Origin of the sequence: Meiothermus taiwanensis WR-220 (assembly GCF_003568585.1) — a bacterium.
Lineage (GTDB): Bacteria > Deinococcota > Deinococci > Deinococcales > Thermaceae > Meiothermus > Meiothermus taiwanensis.
Genome location: NZ_CP021130.1, coordinates 1,829,663 through 1,846,451, shown reverse-complemented (window position 1 = coordinate 1,846,451; position 16,789 = coordinate 1,829,663). Strand labels below are relative to the sequence as shown.

Below are 16,789 nucleotides of genomic sequence, written 5' to 3'. Positions count from 1 at the left end.
GCCACAGGATGGGTTTTCATAGACCCCGAGAGGTATCACCATGAAGATCGCGGGGGTGCTCGAGACCTGTGTGTATGCGAGTGACCTCGAGGCCGCCCGGGGCTTCTACCAGGGGCTGCTGGGCCTGGAGCTTTTCGCCGAGCAGCCGGGGCGGCATCTGTTTTTTCGTGCCGGGCCGGGGGTCTTTTTGGTCTTCAACCCCCAGGCCACCCAGCAGGAGACCGCCCTGCCGCCGCATGGGGCCCTGGGCAGTGTGCACGTGTGTTTTCGGGTGGCCGCGGAGGAGCTAGAGGGCTGGGCGGAGAGGCTCGAGGCCCACGGCCACCCGGTCACCTGGGCCGAGTGGAAGGCGGGCCGCAGTTTGTATGTGCACGATCCGGCGGGGAACCTCATCGAGCTGGCCCCTGCCGCGATCTGGGGTCTGCCCGACGGCCACCTCAAACCCCAATGATCTGATGGGGGGTGGCGATCAGATCCACCCTTCGCTCAGGCTGGCAGGGCAGCTCATCAAAGATCATCAGGGTATGGGCCAGGGTGGCCCAGGGCGCGGCCACCTGCAGGTCTTTGTAGGGGAAGCCGTACCCCTTGCCCAGCCAGTTGCGCGCTTCGTCCACCGCCACGCTCCCCACCAGCACCAGGTCTATGGTGGTGTCTTTTAGCTCGATGGGTTTGCCCAGCTGGGCCACTTCCCGCACCCGTTTGAGCTGGTGGGGTAGGAGGCCCTCGAGGCTCAGGTACCGCCCGGCTTTGTCGGGGTGGGGCATAAGGACGATTTTGCCGGACTTTAAAGCCGCCTCGCGCAGCGGCTTGAGCACCTGGTCGGGCCCGGCCAGGATCACCGTGGCCAGCTGCCACAGCCGGAGGCCCATCAGGCGCTCGGCAGCGCGGCTGGCCCCCACAAAGTTGGGATGGTGTCCGTGCGGTGGGGTGGGGTAGGCGGCGGCTCTGTGCTGGGCCAGGGCGTTCCAGACCAGTTCGCGTACTTCACCTTGCGTCACGGCGGCAGTCTAGCGCATCCGGCGGCTTTGGGCTAACCCTGCCCGGTCAGGAGCAGGCGCAGAAAAACCGCATCGGAGAAGGCGGTTCGGCGCCCGGCCAGGCTTTCCACAATGCCCTCGGCCTGCCGCACCACCACCAGCCTGAGCTGGCGGCTGATGTAAAGGCGCTGGTTGCCCGCGCCGGCGGCGATGACCAGGTCGTCGGGGAGGCCGGGGGTGCCGGCCAGTGCATCGATCTCCTGTCCCACACGGCCTATGGCTGCCCGCTGCGCCGGGCTGATGGGGCGTCCCAGCCACCAGGTCAGGCCGTAGATGGGGTTGACCCTCGAGGGCGCAAAACACTTGTCCAGCAGGGCTGCATCCACAATGCGCTGACCTTGCCAAAGACCCCCCTGGCGCACCAGCTCGCCAAACCGGGCCCAGTTGCGGGCGGTGAGGAAGGCCCCGGAGGGCAGGTGGGGGTGGCCGTCGGGCCCCCGGCGCCAGAAGGCGTACTCCAGGCCAATCGGCTTGAAGATGCGGCGCGTGAGGTACTCGAGGGGGTCGCCCTTGAGTTTGCGGCGCATCAGCTCGCCAAAGATCTGGAAGGGGATGGGGCCGTAGGAAAAGCGGGTATCGGGCGGGGCCTCGGCGGGGGTCTCGAGGGCCGCCTGGTAGGTGGGGGGGCGGGCCAGGTTGCCGCCGGGGATGCCGCTGGTAAGGTGCAGGAGCTGGCTCAGGTTGATTTGCGAACGCCAGGGGTCGCCCTGCCACTCGGTCAGGGTCTGGGCCAGGGGCTCTTCCAGCGAAAGCAGGCCGTCCTGCACAGCGGCCACGGCCATAACCCCGCTAAAGCTCTTGGTGCCGCTGGCCAGTTCGTGGGCGCGATTGGGGTGGCCCCGGCCCGGATAATCCTCGAACAGGATCTGGCCGTCCACCATCACCAGCAGGGCGATGCCGCGGTGCTGGGCCGAGTAGGCGGCAGCCAGCCTGTGGTGGCGGGGGTTGCCGGGGTCGGGGGCGGCCTGTGCAAAGGCAGAGGAGCCCGATAGCAGGGCCGAGGCCAGGCCTTTGAGCACGGTGCGGCGGTGCATGGCTAAAGCTTATGGGGTCAGGCTTAAGCCTAACTGAAGCGCAGGGGTTGTAGCTCGGGCAGCTTTTTCAGATGTTCGCGGAAGGCCTCGAGGGTGGCTTTGCGCTCGGCCTCGCTCATCTCGCCCGGCCCGTAGGCGATAAAAGGGGGCAGCACCTCCAGGCCACAGTAGGCAAAGATGCCGTAGTGGATGGGCTCGAGCACCCGCATCAGGTCGCGCTGGGGGGCCTGGCGGAAGTAGTCTTCGCGGGCCCCTACGGTCAGGCTGAGCATGGCTTTTTTGCCCCGCAGAAGGCCGTTCTCGAAACTGTGCTGGTCGTCGTAGGCAAACCCGTAGGCAAACACCCGGTCGATCCAGCCCTTCATGATGGCCGGCATCCCGTACCACCAGTCGGGAAACTGAAACAGCAGCAGATCGGCCCGCCGCACCTTCTCGATTTCGGGTTGAATGTCCTGCAGGTCGCCCTGTAGCTCCTGGGCACTCAACACCGGGTTGAAGCGCATGGTGTAAAGGTCGGAAAGCAGAATGCTGTGCCCGGCCTGGCTCAGGGTTCGCACGGCCAGATCCCGCAGGGCGGCGTTGAAGGAGCTGGGGTTGGGGTGGGCGTAAATGATCAAGACATTCATCGGCTCAAAGCCTACGGCCAACGGCCCCAGGGCTGCAACCGGGCGGGTTTAGCGGTAGAGCTCTCGAGCGATGACCAGCTTCTGTATCTCGCTGGTGCCCTCGTATATCTCGGTAACCTTGGCATCGCGGTAGTAGCGCTCCACCCGGTACTCGCGGTGGTAGCCATACCCCCCCAGCACCTGCACGGCCTCGCGGGTTACGCTCACGGCCACCTCGGAGGCAAAGAGCTTGGCGGTGGAGGCCTCGAGGGTATACCTTTCCCCCCGGTCTTTCTTGGCGGCGGCTTCCAGCACCAGCGCCCGGGCGGCGGCTATGCGGGTGTGCATCTCGGCCAGCTTGAAGCCCACCCCCTGGAATTCCCGGATCTTCTGACCGAACTGGGTGCGCTCATCGGCGTATTGTTTGGCAATCTCAAACGCAGCCCTGGCCATTCCGACTGCCTGGGCGGCAATGCCGATGCGCCCCGAGTCCAGTCCGGCCAGGGCCTGGGCCAGCCCGCGCCCCTCCTGGCCCAGAAGGTTCTCTTCGGGCACGAAAACCCCCTCGAAGCGCAGCTCGCAGGTGTGCGCGGCGTGCAGGCCCATCTTTTCCTCGGGGCTGCCGAAGCTGAGGCCGGGGGTGTCTTTTTCCACGATAAAGCTGCTGATCCCAGCCTCCCCCCGGGCCATCACCACATACACCTGGGCCTGTCCGCCGGAGGTGACCCAGCTTTTGAGGCCGTTGAGCTCCCAGCCGCCGGGCACTTTCTGGGCCGAGAGCTTGAGGGAGGCCGGGTCGGAGCCGGCGTGGGGCTCGGTGAGGGAGAAGGCCCCAATCCACTCGCCCTTGGCCAGGGGCACCAGGTACTTCTTTTTCTGTGCCTCGCTGCCGAACCGGTTCAGCATGTACTGGGGCAGGCCCGAGGTGACCGAAAGAATCACCGCCACGCTGGGGTCGGCGGCGGCGATCTCCTCCATGGCTAAAGCCCAGGTGACCGAGTCGAGCCCGGCCCCGCCCCAGGCCTCGGGGGTGGTCATGCCCAAAAGCCCGAGCTGGGCCAGCTGCTTGAGCTGGGGCCAGGGGTACTGCCCCGTGCGGTCGTACTCGGGGGCCATCGCCCACAGCACCTCGCGGGAGACGGCCCGCACCATGTCCAGCACCATTTTTTGGTCGGTGGTCAAAACGGCCATGAATATATCGTATCACGCGCTTTGTGCATAAAAAGCGTCATAAAAACGCGGGTGGGTCGGGTGGCGGAACGATAAGATGGTCGCGATGCGAGGACTATTGCACCGGTTGCTGATTGCTGCGGGACTGAGCCTGCTGCTCTTGCCGCTGGGGCTGGTGATCAACCCCGAGCTGGGCCTGGGGCCGCTGGTGGGGCTCTGGCTGGGCGGAACGCTGCTGGGGGGGTGGGGCCCCACCTTCCGGGTTTTGCTTTGGGGGAGCGGATGCTGTGCGCTGCTGATTGCGGCGGTGGTGTTTACCCCGCTCACCAGGGCGCTGACAGAGGGCCTGATTGTGAATGAAGCGCCGCAAAAAGCCGACTTGATTGTGGTGCTGGGGGGTGGGATGCACTGTGGGGCGGGGGAGCTCGAGGCCTCCTCGCTGGCCCGGCTGGAGAAGGGCCTCGAGCTCTGGCGGGCCGGGTATGCCCCCCGCATCACCCTCTCCGACACGGTGGGGGAGATTTTTGGCGATGCCCGCTGCCCTTCGCTGGGCCGGGTGGCCGCCCAGCGCGTACAGGCCTTGTATGGGGAGGAAGGCCCGGAGATCATTCTCCTGCCCCAGATGCGCACCACCCGCACCGAGGCCCTGGCCGTGGCCGAGCTGGTGCAGGCGCGGGGCTGGCGGCGGGTGCTGCTGGTGACCACCCCCGCCCACAGCCGCCGGGCTGCGGGGGCCTTTCGCAGGCTGGGCCTCGAGGTGCTGAGCGTGAACTCCAGCGAGCCCCGCTTCGATACCGCCCTGGTAGCCCCCGCCGACCGCTTGCAGGCCCTGACTCCACTTACCCGGGAGTACCTGGGGTTGCTGGCTTACCGGCTGCGCGGCTGGCTTTAGCCTAGCGGTAGGCCTGCAACAACTGCTCCAGGGCCTCCTTGGGGGGGCGCAGCTGCTCAGGGGGAAGCTGGGCCAGGGGGGTGCTCAGGCCCTCGAGCTCGGCCAGGCTGGGCCGGTCGGGGTTGTAGTAGATGAGCCCGGTGATGAACTCCTTGTTCTCCTGGGCCCGCTGTAGAAGCTCCAGGGCGGCTTGTTTGTCGGTGGGGTCATAGTCCTTGCCCAGGTTGCGCAGGCTAATCAGGGAGCCGTCGTGCAGCTGCACGGTGCGGAACTCGCCGGGCTGCATGGGTTCGATGGAGATTTCCTCGGCGTAGGGGATAAAGCCCAGCTCGTGCAGGGGCTGCTCGTGCTTGGTGCCGTAGCCGTAGCTTTTGGGGCTGTCGTCCTCGTTGTTGAAGGCCACGCAGGGGCTGATGATGTCCAGCAGGGCGGTGCCCCGGTGGGAGAGGGCGGCCTTGAGCAGCTCGCGCACCTGCTTGGCATCGCCGGCAAAACTGCGGGCCACAAAGCCGCACCCGGCGATGATGGCCTCCATGCACAGGTCTATAGGGGGAAACTCGTTGTGACCGGCGTATTTGAGCTCGAGGCCCTCTTCCGCGGTGGCCGAGAACTGCCCCTTGGTGAGGCCGTAGACCCCGTTGTTCTCCACGATGTAAACCATCCGCAGGTTGCGGCGCATCAGGTGCTTGAACTGCCCCATCCCGATGCTACCGGTATCGCCGTCGCCCGAGACCCCAATGGCCTTCAAGGTGTGGTTGGCCAAAAGGGCCCCGGTGGCCACACTGGGCATCCGCCCGTGCAGGGCGTTGAAGCCGTGCGACATGCCCAAAAAGTAGGCCGGCGACTTGGACGAACAGCCGATGCCCGAGAGCTTGATAATCTCGTGGGGCCGTAGGTTAAGCTCGAAGCCGACCTGTACCACCTGGCTGGCGATGGAGTTGTGGCCGCAGCCCTTGCACAGGGTGCTGGGGGCACCGTCGTAGTCTTTTTTGCTGAGGCCCACCGCGTTGAGCTTGATGGGCGGGACTGGACTGGGGTTTTCCATATAACTATCCTCTGGCTTGGGTTTAGGCGCTGGCCTCTTCTTGCAAGAGGCGTTCTTGTACCCAGCGGGCTGTAAGGGGCAGCCCGTCCAGGTGGGCGATTGAGCGGATGCGGGCGGCGTAATCGGGCATCTCGGCCCGTAGGATGCTGCACATCTGTCCGTCGCGGTTGAGCTCGATGACGTAGACCCGCTCGTGGGCCGCCACAAAATCGCGCACCTGCTGGTTGATGGGCAGGGCCCGCAGGCGCAAAAAGCTGGTGGGAAGCTGGGAGGCCAGGCGGTCGCGGGCTTCCTCGATGGCATAGCGGGTGGTGCCGTAGGCGATGAGGCCCACTTTGGCGGAAGGGTTTAGCTCAGTGGCAGGTGCAGGCACCAGGTTGCGGGCGGTCTCGAGCTTGCGGGCCAGGCGGGCCATGTTGCGCTCCCAGTCGTCGGGGCGCTCGCTGTACTGGGCTTGCTCGTTGTGGCCGCTGCCGCGGGTAAAGTAGGCGGCCCGGGGGTGGGGGGTGCCGGGCAGGGTGCGGTAGGGGATGCCGTCGCCGTCCACGTCCTTGTAGCGGGCGAAGCCGCCCAGGGCCTCGAGCTGCTCGGCGCTCAGCACCTTGCCGCGCTGCATGGGCTGGTCGGGGTACTCGAAGGGCCGGCCCATCCAGTTGTTCATGCCCAGATCCAGATCGGAGAGCACGAAGACCGGGGTCTGGAGCTGCTCGGCCAGATCCAGCGACTTCCAGCCAAACTCGAAGCACTCCTCGATGGAGGAGGGGAACAGGATGGGGTGTTTGGTGTCGCCGTGGCCCAGGGTGTAGGCAAAGGCGACATCCCCCTGGCTGGTGCGGGTGGGCAGGCCGGTGCTGGGGCCCACCCGCTGGATGTCCCATATAACCGCGGGAATCTCGGTGAAGTAGCCGTAGCTGACGAACTCGGCCATCAGGCTGATGCCGGGGCCGCTGGTGGCGGTGAGGGCCCGGGCCCCCGCCCAGCCTGCACCCATGACGATGCCGGCTGCGGCCAGCTCGTCCTCGGCCTGAATCACCGCATAGGTGGGATGCCCGTTTTCATCCTTGCGGAGTCTGGGCAAAAACTCCCGCAGCGCATCCATAAAGCTGGTGGAGGGGGTGATGGGGTACCAGGCGGCCACGCTCACCCCGCCAAAAACCGCCCCCAAAGCCCCGGCCTCGTTGCCGGTCATGATGATCAGGCCCTCGGTCTTGTTCATGGGCTCGAGGCGGAAGGGGTCTTGCTTGTGCAGGTTCTCGCTGGCCCAGGTGTGGGCCCGGCGCACCACCTGCATATTGCTCTCCACCAGCTTCTGGCGGTGGTCGAACTGCGCGCTCAAGGCTTCTTCCACCACCTCCAGCGGCACCCCCAGCATCCAGGCCACCACCCCCACATAGGCCATGTTGGCGATGTAGGGCTTGCGTTTGACCGGTACGTCAATGCCGCTGATCAGCTCGCCGACCGGAACCGGGTAATAGGTGATGTCGTTGCGCTTGGGCAGGTTCTTCAGATCGGTGTTGTAGATACATACCCCGCCGCTGGGTAGCTCCTGCAGGTCTTCGTGGGCGGTGGCGGGGTTGAAGGCCACCAGAATTTCCGAGGGCTTGCGGGCAATGTAGCCCTCGTGGCTCACCCGGATGTGATACCAGGTGGGAAGCCCCTGGATGTTGGAAGGAAAAATATTCTTGCCGTGAACCGGTATGCCCAGCTTAAAAAAAGACCGCAACAGCGTGAGGTTTGCGGTCTGACTGCCGGTTCCGTTGGCGGTGGCTACCACTAGCGAAAAGTCGTTGATGATGGGGGTAGGGGTTGCCAGGCCCGCCTCCTGCTGTCGCTCCAGAACGTTCATAGCACCTCCTTGTGCTCTTCAGGCCAGTACTTGGTCTGTGCCTTTATCCTATCGGATTTTGCTGAGGAGGTTGAGTGATTGTAGGCCCTATTTCATGGGAAAAATAACACAAAAGCATGGGATGTTAGACTTGCTTGTGTCGCCAATAACCCTCCTTCAAAATGCCCAGGTGCTGGATGTAGAGAACGGCGTGCTTTTGCCCAACCAGCGGGTGGTGGTGCGGGATGGCCGGATCGAGCGCCTCGAGCCCATGCATGCGGAGGCTCCCGAGGCCAGGGCAGCCGAGGTGGTGCAGCTCGACCTAGGGGGCAAAACCCTCCTGCCCGGCCTGATTGATGCCCACGTGCACGTGCTGGCCTGGACGGCCAATCTGCGTGAACTGCACAACGCCTCCCCGCACTACAACGCCCTGCAGGCCGCCGAGATTATGCGGGCCATGCTCTTGCGCGGCTTTACCACCGTGCGGGACGCGGCCGGGGCCGACTTTGGCCTCAAGCGGGCGGTGGAGGAGGGGCTGATCAGCGGGCCGCGGCTGTTCATCTGCGGGCGGGCCCTGAGCCAGACCGGGGGCCACGCCGACAGCCGGGCGGCGGGTGAAACTGTTGTCGAGACCGTCAGCACCCCGGTGGCCTTTGGCCGGGTGGTGGATGGGGTGCCCGAGGTGCGGCGGGCGGTGCGGGAGGAGGTTCGCCGGGGGGCCGACCACATCAAGCTGATGCTGGGGGGCGGCATCGCCTCGCCCACCGACCGTCTGACCAACGACCAGTTCTCCCTCGAGGAGATCCGGGCCGCGGTGGAGGAGGCCGAGATGGCCGACCTGTATGTGATGGCCCACACCTACACTGCCCGCGCCGTCAACCGTGCGATTGAGTGCGGCGTGCGAAGCCTGGAACACTGCAACCTGATCGATGAGTCCAGCGTGGAGCTATTCCTGCGGCACGGGGCCTGGATGGTGCCCACCCTTATCACCTACCAGGCCCTGGCCCAGGAGGGGGTCGCGGCGGGCCTGCCCCGAGAGGTGGCCTACAAAATTGACCTGGTGCTCGATAAGGGGCTGGCTGCCCTGGAGATGGCCTATAAAGCCGGGGTGAACCTGGCCTACGGCACCGACCTGCTGGGGGCCATGCACCGGCATCAGCTCGAGGAGTTCGCCATCCGGGCACAGGTGCAGCCCAACCTCGAGGTCATCCGCGCTGCGACCCTGTATGCGGCCCGGCTGCTGCGGGTCGAGGGGCAACTGGGGGTGGTGGCCCCCGGCGCCTATGCCGACTTGATTGCGGTGGATGGGAACCCGCTCGAGGACATCCGTGTGCTTACCCGCCCCGAGCAACACCTCGAGCTGGTGATGAAAGGCGGTATGGTGTACTACCAGCGGGACGGCAGAACAGGGGTGTGGAGGTCTGGCACGTTGTCACAACGCTCTGGCTAGGTGTATTTATCGCCCCGCACCACCTCCACGTTTTCCACAAAGGCAATCACCGCGTAGTTGGCAAAATACACCTCGGCCAGGTGGTTCAGGATTTTTTCAGCCACGGCGGGGCTTACGATGGTTTCCAGACGAATGTTGCTTCCTTCCCACTCGCTGGCCCGCACCCCTCGGCTGCCCTCACCCCGCGCAGCCGTGATGGTATAGCCTTTGGCCCCAAGCTTCTTGATATCGCGCACCAGCTTTTCTTCCAGAAACCCCTCGGCGATGATGGTGACCAGTTTGAGCGAGACCAGGGCCATTTAGCTACCTCCGTGCAGCCAGCGAGAAATGGCGTAGTAGATGGGGATGCCTAGGGTCAGGTTGAAGGGAAAGGTGATGCCAAGCGAGGCGGTCAGGTAATAGCTGGGGTTGGCCTGGGGCAGGGCGATGCGCACAGCGGCCGGGGCCGCTATATACGAGGCGCTCGCGGCCATGGTGCCCAGCACCATCGCCCCCCCTACCGACATGCCGGCCAGGCTGCCCAGCCACACCCCCAGGCTGCCCTGAACCAGCGGCATGGCAATCCCAAAACCAATCAAGAAGCCCCCCACCGAGCGCAAATCGCGCAGACGCTTGGCGGCTATCATCCCCAGCTCGAGCAAAAATAGCACCAGCACACCGCGAAAAGGATCTACAAACACCGCTGCTACCTGCTTGAGACCCTCGGGCCCGCTCAGGAACCCCATCACCGAACCCCCTACCAGCAGCAAAACGCTTTTCCCGGCAAAAATTTCCCGCACCGCTTCACCCAGCGAGCCCCCGCCCAGGCTGCGACGGGCTATCAGCAGGGCGATCACGATGGCTGGAACCTCCAAAATGGCTACCAGGGTTGGCAAAAACCCCTCCACAGGCTGCCTTGCCGCTTGCATGAAGGTGGTGGCGGCAATGAAGGTAACCGCTGAGACCGAACCGTAGTGAGCGGCAATAGCCGCCGCGTTGACCACGTCAAAGCGCCCCAGGCGGCGCAGGGTGGTATATGAGAGGAGCGGGGTGATTATGCTCAAAGCCAGCGTAGCCAGCGCGGGCTTCCACACTTCGGCGAAGGGCGTGGTGGCAAGGGCAGCCCCGCCTTTGAGCCCGATGGATAGCAGCAGGTAGATCGAAAGGGTGGTGTAGAGTGCATCGGGAATTTTGAGATCGGACTTTACCAGCGTGGCCACGATGCCCAGGGCAAAGGCCAGCACGGCAGGGGAGAGCAGGTTGATGCGAAGCAATTCCAGCGTGTCCACAGCGAGCCATTCTAGCCCTGCCCTCGGCCAGACAGGGTGGGTTGCATCCTGGCGGTTTTCTGCTAAACTCTCAATACCCTGAGGGAGCAATTTTGAAACCGGGGAGCGGGGTGAGGCGGATCTTCAGCCACTCTGCCATCGAGGATGTGCACCGCCCTAGCCGTTCAGCCAGCGGGAAAGGGCGTAGTAGATGGGGATGCCTAGGGTCAGGTTGAAAAGAAGAGCGAGGCCCAGATGGCTGAGGCTGGCCGGGGAGGTGCGGACGTAAAAGGCGTTGGCGGCCATGGCCCCCAGCACCGCCGCACCTCCGACCGACAGGCCGGCCAGGCCGCCCAGCCAGACCCCCAGGCCGCCCTGGAGGAAGGAGATAGCAATACCTAGACCGATGGAAAAAGCCTCTGTCCGTCGCAGCTCGAGCAGGCCTCTGGCAGCCAGCGCGCCGGGTAGGATCAGCAACACCAGCAGCTCATCAAAGGATTTTGAGAACAGCTCCTCGGGGGCTTTGGGCCAGAGAAGACCGATGAAAAACCCCACCAGCAGCATCGCCAGCGGAACGGTTTCACTTTCGTTGAGTTCGTTGAGGGCCTCCCGCGCTGCTGTGCTCGGGTTTCGGCGGGCGGCCAGCCAAAGGACGGCGATAACCGCCCCTACCAGAAAGACCACCAGACTGGCTAGAGTCCCCTCTGCCGGCGCCTGCGCGGCCTGCGTGAAGGCCTCAGCGGCAAGGAAAGCGCACGCGGGGGCCGTGACATGGACGGTAATCATTAGGCCGGGCCGTATGAAAAGAAGCGGGGTGAGGCCTAAAACCAAAGCAACCAGGGCGGGCCCCTGTACCTCTGGTAAAGGGGTGGTGGCCAGAGCCTTCCCTCCGGCGAACCCAAGTCCAATGAGCCAGTAGCCAACTAATAAGAACCCTGAACGCCTGGGATCCTTTGGATCAACCCTGGCCAGGATCAGGGCGAGCGTAAAGCCCAAGGCAAAGAACAGCATGGGGAGGGAGAATAGGTTGAGGCGGAGCAGCTCCAGCGCGTCCACACCTGATTCTATACACAACCCCGGCCGCTCAGTCTGTTGGATTCCCGGTTCTATATGCGGTAGATTAGGGCCGTCATGACGATGCCCTCTCACCCCTTGGTCGGCATCATTATGGGTTCCAAGTCGGACTGGGAAACCATGCAGCACGCCGCACAAACCCTGGAGCAGCTACAGGTGCCCCATGAGGTGCGGGTGGTCTCGGCCCATCGAACCCCGGATCTGCTCTTTGAATACGCCGAACAGGCCGAGGCGCGGGGCCTCGAGGTCATCATCGCCGGGGCGGGGGGCGCGGCGCACCTGCCCGGTATGACCGCGGCCAAGACCCGCCTGCCGGTGCTGGGGGTTCCCGTAGAGTCCAAAAGCCTGAAGGGCCTGGACTCGCTTCTGTCCATCGTGCAGATGCCGGCCGGGATCCCGGTAGGCACCCTCGCCATAGGCCGGGCTGGGGCGGTCAACGCGGCGCTACTGGCGGTCAGCATCCTGGCCAACAAATACCCCCAGTGTAAGGCCGCTTTAGAGCAGTACCGCAAGGCCCAGACCGAGGCGGTGCTGGCCGAGCCGGATCCCCGCACCGGCTAGAAGGGTGGGTTGGCCCTTTCCCCAACCTAAAGTAGGCTATGGGCGTGCAGATTGGGGTTCTGGGCGGTGGACAACTGGGACGCATGCTGGCCCTGGCGGGGTATCCGCTGGGGCTTGGGTTCAGGTTTTTTGACACGGCACCCGAGGCCCCGGCGGGCCAGCTGGCCGAGCTGGTGGTGGGCGATTATGCCGACGAAGAGGCGCTGGCCCGCTTTGCCGAGGGGCTTTCGCTTCTGACCTACGAGTTTGAGAACGTACCGCTGGCGGCGGTGGCCCGGCTGGCCCAGAGCCTGCCGGTCTACCCCCCGCCCGGGGCGCTGGAGGTGGCCCAGGATCGGCTGGCCGAGAAGACCTTTTTTCAGGGGCTGGGCATCCCCACCCCCCTGTTTTACCCGGTGCAGACCCACAACGACCTGCTGGACGGCCTCGAGCGCACCGGATGGCCGGCGCTGCTCAAAACCCGGCGGATGGGCTACGACGGTAAAGGCCAGCGGCTGCTGCGTTCACCCGCCGACCTCGAGGCGGCCTGGGCGCAGCTGGGGGGGCAGCCCCTGATTCTGGAGGCCTTTGTCCCCTTCGAGCGCGAGCTTTCCATTCTGGCGGTGCGGAGCACCCGCGGCCAGGTGGCCTTTTACCCGCTGGTGGAAAACCACCATGAAAAGGGGATTCTGCGCAAGAGCCTGGCCCCGGCCCCGGCGACCTCGGCCCGGCTACAGCACCAGGCCGAGGAGCTGGCCCGGCGGGTGATGGAGCGGCTGGACTACGTGGGGGTTCTGGCCATTGAGCTATTCGAGATGGAGGGTGTTCTCTGGGCCAACGAGATGGCCCCGCGGGTGCACAACTCCGGCCACTGGACCCTCGAGGGGGCCGAGACCAGCCAGTTCGAAAACCACCTGCGGGCCATCCTGGGCCTGCCGCTGGGCTCCACCGCCCCCCGCGGCCGGGCGGCCATGCTGAACCTGATCGGCCAGAGGCCCGAGTTTGCGCGGGTGCTGGAGATTCCGGGGGCCCACCTGCACTGGTACGGCAAGGAGGTGCGCCCCGGGCGCAAGGTGGGGCACGTCACCCTGCGGGCCGATACGCCAGAGGTGCTACAGGCGGATTTACGGCGGCTCGAGGCGGTGCTGGCGGAAACTAAAGATTGAAATACTTGGCCGCCGGGTGGTGCACCACAATGGCGCTGGTGGACTGCTCGGGGTGCAGCTGGTACTCCTCGGAAAGCTCCACCCCGATCTCCTGCCACTGCAAAAGCTCCTGCAGATACTTCTGGTCTTCTAAGCGGGGGCAGGCCGGGTAGCCGAAGCTGTAGCGGCTGCCCTGGTAGCCCTGGCGGAAGAGTTCCTCCAGGCTGGTGGCGTCGTCCTGGGCGATGTCGAGCTGCTGGCGGATGCGCTTGTGCCAGTACTCGGCCAAGGCCTCGGCCATCTCCACCGAGAAGCCGTGCAGGTAGAGGTAGTCCTGGTAGGCATCGGACTTAAATAGCTCCTGGGCCACCTGCGAGACCTTGCGGCCCATGGTGACCACCTGGGCCGCCAGCACGTCGCGCGCCCCGTTGGCCCAGGCCTTTGGGGGAAACCAGTCCTGCTCGGAGCCGATGGGAGGGGCGTAGCGGGGGCGGAAGAAGTCGGCGATGCACAGGTGGCGCGAACCGGCCCCCATCTGGCGGGGGAAGTTGAAGCGGAAAAGTTCGGCCCCCGAGTCGGGGTCGAAGACGATCAGCTCGTTTTTGTCCGAGGCCACCGGCCAGTAGCCGTAGACCACGGCGGGCTCGAGCCAGTCTTCGGCCATGGCCTGCAAGACCATCTCCTCGAACATGGGCTCGGCCAGCCGCTCGAGGTAGGCCTCGTACTCGGCCTGGCTCATCTCGCCCTTGCGGAAGCCCCACTGCCCGCGGAAGAGGGCGTTTTTGTTGACGTAGCGCGAAATTACGCCTATCTCGAGCTCGCTTCTGTCCACCACCCGCCGGCCCCAGAAGGGCGGCTTAGGGATGCGGGGGGCGGGGGGGTGTTGGAAGGGATGTATTCCGAACCGGCCATCAGCTTCTCCTGCAAGATTTCATAGGCGGTTTTGTACTTGTGGCCGCTCACCTCGCGGCTGGTAAGGCGGGGCGGGGCGTGGCCGGTCAGCTCCTCCATGAGCTGCAGGCCATCGAAGGCATCGGAAGCATAATAAACCGGGCCGGTGGTGTATACCCGGCGCAGGTCGTTTTCCACGTAGTGCCGGTTGAGCGCGGCCCCCCCCAGCAGCACCGGCAGGCTCACCCCCCGGGCCGCCATGTACTCGAGGTTTTCCTTCATCACCACGGTGCTCTTGACCAGGAGCCCGCTCATCCCCACCGCGTCGGGCTTGTGCTCCTCTACGGCGGCCATAATCTCCTCGATGGGCTTTTTGATGCCCAGGTTCACCACCTTGTAGCCGTTGTTGGAGAGGATGATGTCCACCAGGTTCTTGCCGATGTCGTGTACATCGCCTTTGACCGTGGCGATCACCAGGGTGCCCTTGTGAACCCCCTCGAGCTTTTCCATGCGGGGCTCGAGGTAGCGCACCGCGGCCTTCATGGTCTCGGCGGCTTGCAGCACGAAGGGCAGCTGCATCTTGCCCGCACCGAACAGATCGCCCACCACCTTCATGCCCTCCAGCAGGATCTGGTTGATGATCTCCACCGGGCTGTACTTTTCCAGGGCCTGTTCCAGGTCGGCCTCGAGGCCCACCTTGCGCCCTTCGATGATGCGCTTCTTGAGGCGCTCCTCGAGCTCGAGCCCGGCCAGCGGGTCGCGGGCCTGGGCCCTGTCCACCTTGTTTTTGGCGAAGTAGTCCACGTAAGCAAAAAGCGGGTCGTGGGTCACCTCGCCAGCGGGCCCAAACCGCCGCCGGTCGTAGATCAGATCCAGGGCCAGCTGGTACTGCTCCTGGGGAATCTGGTTGATGGGCAGGATCTTCCCGGCGTTCAGGATGGCCGCGGTCAGGCCGGCCTGGATGCACTCATCCAGAAACACCGAGTTCAAGACCACCCGGGCCTGGGGCGAGAGGCCAAAGGATACGTTGGAGATGCCCAGAATAAAGCCCACCTCGGGCAGCAGTTCACGCACCCTGCGTATCCCCTCGATGGTCCACTGGGCCAGCTTGCGGGTGTCCTCGTCGCCCTGGGTGATGGGGAAGGTGAGCAGGTCGAACAGGATGGACTCGCCCGCGATGCCGTGCACCTGGGTCAGCCGCTCGTACATGCGCAGGGCGATCTCCACCTTGCGCTCCACGGTTTTGGCCATGCCGGCTTCTTTGTCCTCGTCAATGGTCAGGGCCACCAGGGCCGCGCCGTGGCGCTTGGCCAGCGAGGCCACCCGGTCGAACTTCTCCAGGCCATCTTCCAGGTTGATGGAGTTCAGAATGGCCCGCCCGCCCAGGTGCTTGAGGGCTTCCTCCATTACCTCGGGCTGGGTGGTGTCCACCATGATGGGAATCGGCACGCTGGTAGCAAAGCGCTTGAGCACCTCGCGCATATCGCGCACCTCGTCGCGCCCGGTCCAGGCCACCGAGACGTCCAGTACGTGGGCTCCTTCGGCCACCTGTTCATTGGCCAGGGCCTCCATGCCGTCGAAGTCGCCCGCAAACAACAGCTCGCGGAACTTCTTGCTGCCCGTGGCGTTGGTGCGCTCCCCCACGATCAGAATGCCGGTATCCTGCCGCAGCGGTACGCTCTGGTAGAGGCTGGCCACCTGGCCCAGCGGGGAAGGGGTCTGCCCTTGCTGGCTGCCCCGCAGTGGTGGGGCGTGGTAACCCCCCAGCGCTTCGACCAGCGCCCGAATGTGCTCCGGCCCGGTGCCACAGCAGCCGCCCACCACGTTCAGGCCGTACTCCCGCACGAACTTGAGCTGCCAGCGGGCCAGCTCGGCGGGGGTCAGGTCGAAGACGGCCCGGCCCCCCTCGTTGCGGGGCAGGCCGGCGTTGGGCAGGCAGGCCACCCAGCGGGTGCTGTGCTGGCAGAAGTGGCGGATGTGGGTGTCCATCAGGTCGGGGCCCACCGCGCAGTTGATGCCTACCACATCCACCGGCAGGCTCTCCAGCACGGTCAGGGCCGCCCCGTCGTCGCTGCCGACCAGCAGGGTGCCGGTGGCCTCGAAGGTGACCTGCACCTGCAAAGGCACCTCCCGTCCCAGATCCTGCATGGCCTGGCGGCTGGCCAGCACCGCGCAGCGCACCTGCAGCACGTCCTGGCAGGTCTCGATGATCAGCAGATCCACCCCACCCCGGATCAGCCCACGGGCCGCGGTGCGGTACGACTCAAACATCTCCTTCCAGCCGATCTGCCCCAGCGAGATGAGCTTGGTGCCCGGCCCCAGCGACCCTGCCACGAAGCGGGGCTTTTCAGCGGACTTTTTATCGGCTTCACCGCGGGCGATCTGGGCGGCGGCGTAGGCTAGATCCTCGGCCTCGGCCTCGAGGCCATACTCCACCAGCACGTGCGGCATGCAGCCGAAGCTGTTGGTCTCGATCACATCCGCACCGGCCTCGAGGTAGCTCCGGTGAATGGCGGCAATCACATCGGGGCGGGTGCGGTTGAGAATTTCCGGGCAGCCGTTGTACTGTGCTCCGCCAAAGTCGGCGTCGGTTAGGTTGTACTTGAAGATCTCCGTCCCCATGGCCCCGTCGTAGACCAGCACCCGCTCCGAGAGGGCCTTTAGGTAGGGGAAAGCCTGGGCTCGAGCCTCCCGGGCGTAGCCCTGGGCCGTGAGGGGCTCAACCCCTTGTTCCGCAAAAAAGTCACGCGGTGCGCTCACACTCACAACGGCTATTGTAGAGCACGGTATACCAAATGTATGCAGCGGGCTTCCTGGCTTGTATTTACCTGTTG

Annotated in this window: 14 protein-coding genes and 1 pseudogene; 5 read left to right on the top strand and 10 right to left on the bottom strand. The window is 65.1% G+C overall.

Annotation, left to right across the window (positions count from 1 at the left end):
• Positions 1 to 40 precede the first annotated feature (40 nt).
• A complete protein-coding gene (locus MTAI_RS09150) occupies positions 41 to 451 on the top strand; it encodes a VOC family protein (RefSeq protein ID WP_027887785.1) in 411 nt (136 codons plus the stop codon).
• Here MTAI_RS09150 and MTAI_RS09145 read toward each other — a convergent pair.
• Genes MTAI_RS09145 through MTAI_RS09130 form a run of 4 tightly spaced genes read right to left on the bottom strand, consistent with a single transcriptional unit; the run spans position 438 to position 3,867 of the window.
• Entirely contained in the window at positions 438 to 998 is a 561-nt protein-coding gene (locus MTAI_RS09145; RefSeq protein WP_027887784.1) for a 5-formyltetrahydrofolate cyclo-ligase, read from the bottom strand. The genes MTAI_RS09150 and MTAI_RS09145 overlap by 14 nt on opposite strands.
• Positions 999 to 1,030: 32 nt before the next feature.
• Positions 1,031 to 2,071, bottom strand: coding sequence for a serine hydrolase domain-containing protein (locus tag MTAI_RS09140; protein WP_027887783.1), 1,041 nt, complete (start codon positions 2,069 to 2,071; stop codon positions 1,031 to 1,033).
• 29 nt (positions 2,072 to 2,100) lie between these two features.
• Positions 2,101 to 2,697, bottom strand: a complete 597-nt coding sequence (locus MTAI_RS09135; protein ID WP_027887782.1) for an NAD(P)H-dependent oxidoreductase — start codon at positions 2,695 to 2,697, stop codon at positions 2,101 to 2,103.
• A gap of 48 nt (positions 2,698 to 2,745) precedes the next feature.
• Complete coding sequence (locus MTAI_RS09130) at positions 2,746 to 3,867, bottom strand: acyl-CoA dehydrogenase family protein (protein WP_027887781.1); 1,122 nt, start codon at positions 3,865 to 3,867, stop codon at positions 2,746 to 2,748.
• 85 nt (positions 3,868 to 3,952) lie between these two features.
• Between MTAI_RS09130 and MTAI_RS09125 the strand changes: the two genes are divergently transcribed.
• On the top strand, positions 3,953 to 4,738 hold the full coding sequence (locus tag MTAI_RS09125; RefSeq protein WP_245391997.1) for a YdcF family protein: 786 nt from the start codon (positions 3,953 to 3,955) through the stop codon (positions 4,736 to 4,738).
• A gap of 1 nt (position 4,739) precedes the next feature.
• Here the strand turns inward: MTAI_RS09125 and MTAI_RS09120 are convergent, their stop codons facing one another.
• Both MTAI_RS09120 and MTAI_RS09115 read right to left on the bottom strand, forming a co-directional pair.
• On the bottom strand, positions 4,740 to 5,783 hold the full coding sequence (locus tag MTAI_RS09120; protein WP_027887779.1) for a 2-oxoacid:ferredoxin oxidoreductase subunit beta: 1,044 nt from the start codon (positions 5,781 to 5,783) through the stop codon (positions 4,740 to 4,742).
• Positions 5,784 to 5,805: 22 nt separating this feature from the next.
• Entirely contained in the window at positions 5,806 to 7,629 is a 1,824-nt protein-coding gene (locus MTAI_RS09115) for a 2-oxoacid:acceptor oxidoreductase subunit alpha (RefSeq protein WP_027887778.1), read from the bottom strand.
• A 136-nt stretch (positions 7,630 to 7,765) separates the two neighbouring features.
• Here MTAI_RS09115 and MTAI_RS09110 point away from each other — a divergent pair, with 136 nt between their 5' ends.
• The gene (locus MTAI_RS09110; protein ID WP_027887777.1) at positions 7,766 to 9,058 is read left to right on the top strand and encodes a metal-dependent hydrolase family protein; all 1,293 of its coding nucleotides are present in this window, start codon (positions 7,766 to 7,768) and stop codon (positions 9,056 to 9,058) included.
• Here MTAI_RS09110 and MTAI_RS09105 read toward each other — a convergent pair.
• The 3 genes from MTAI_RS09105 to MTAI_RS09095 all read right to left on the bottom strand — a co-directional run bounded on the left by MTAI_RS09105 (position 9,055) and on the right by MTAI_RS09095 (position 11,361).
• Entirely contained in the window at positions 9,055 to 9,357 is a 303-nt protein-coding gene (locus MTAI_RS09105) for a P-II family nitrogen regulator (protein WP_027887776.1), read from the bottom strand. The genes MTAI_RS09110 and MTAI_RS09105 overlap by 4 nt on opposite strands.
• Entirely contained in the window at positions 9,358 to 10,326 is a 969-nt protein-coding gene (locus tag MTAI_RS09100; RefSeq protein ID WP_027887775.1) for a sodium-dependent bicarbonate transport family permease, read from the bottom strand.
• 156 nt (positions 10,327 to 10,482) lie between these two features.
• A complete protein-coding gene (locus MTAI_RS09095) occupies positions 10,483 to 11,361 on the bottom strand; it encodes a sodium-dependent bicarbonate transport family permease (protein ID WP_027887774.1) in 879 nt (292 codons plus the stop codon).
• A 75-nt stretch (positions 11,362 to 11,436) separates the two neighbouring features.
• Between MTAI_RS09095 and purE the strand changes: the two genes are divergently transcribed.
• Together purE and MTAI_RS09085 are read left to right on the top strand one after the other, a co-directional pair.
• Positions 11,437 to 11,940 carry a 5-(carboxyamino)imidazole ribonucleotide mutase gene (gene purE, locus MTAI_RS09090; RefSeq protein WP_027887773.1) on the top strand — a complete coding sequence of 168 codons (504 nt, stop codon included), beginning with the start codon at positions 11,437 to 11,439 and terminating at the stop codon, positions 11,938 to 11,940.
• A gap of 38 nt (positions 11,941 to 11,978) precedes the next feature.
• On the top strand, positions 11,979 to 13,085 hold the full coding sequence (locus MTAI_RS09085; RefSeq protein ID WP_036196959.1) for a 5-(carboxyamino)imidazole ribonucleotide synthase: 1,107 nt from the start codon (positions 11,979 to 11,981) through the stop codon (positions 13,083 to 13,085).
• Here the strand turns inward: MTAI_RS09085 and metH are convergent.
• Positions 13,075 to 16,721: pseudogene (gene metH / locus MTAI_RS09080) on the bottom strand (methionine synthase). The gene MTAI_RS09085 and the pseudogene metH overlap by 11 nt on opposite strands.
• Positions 16,722 to 16,789 lie beyond the last annotated feature (68 nt).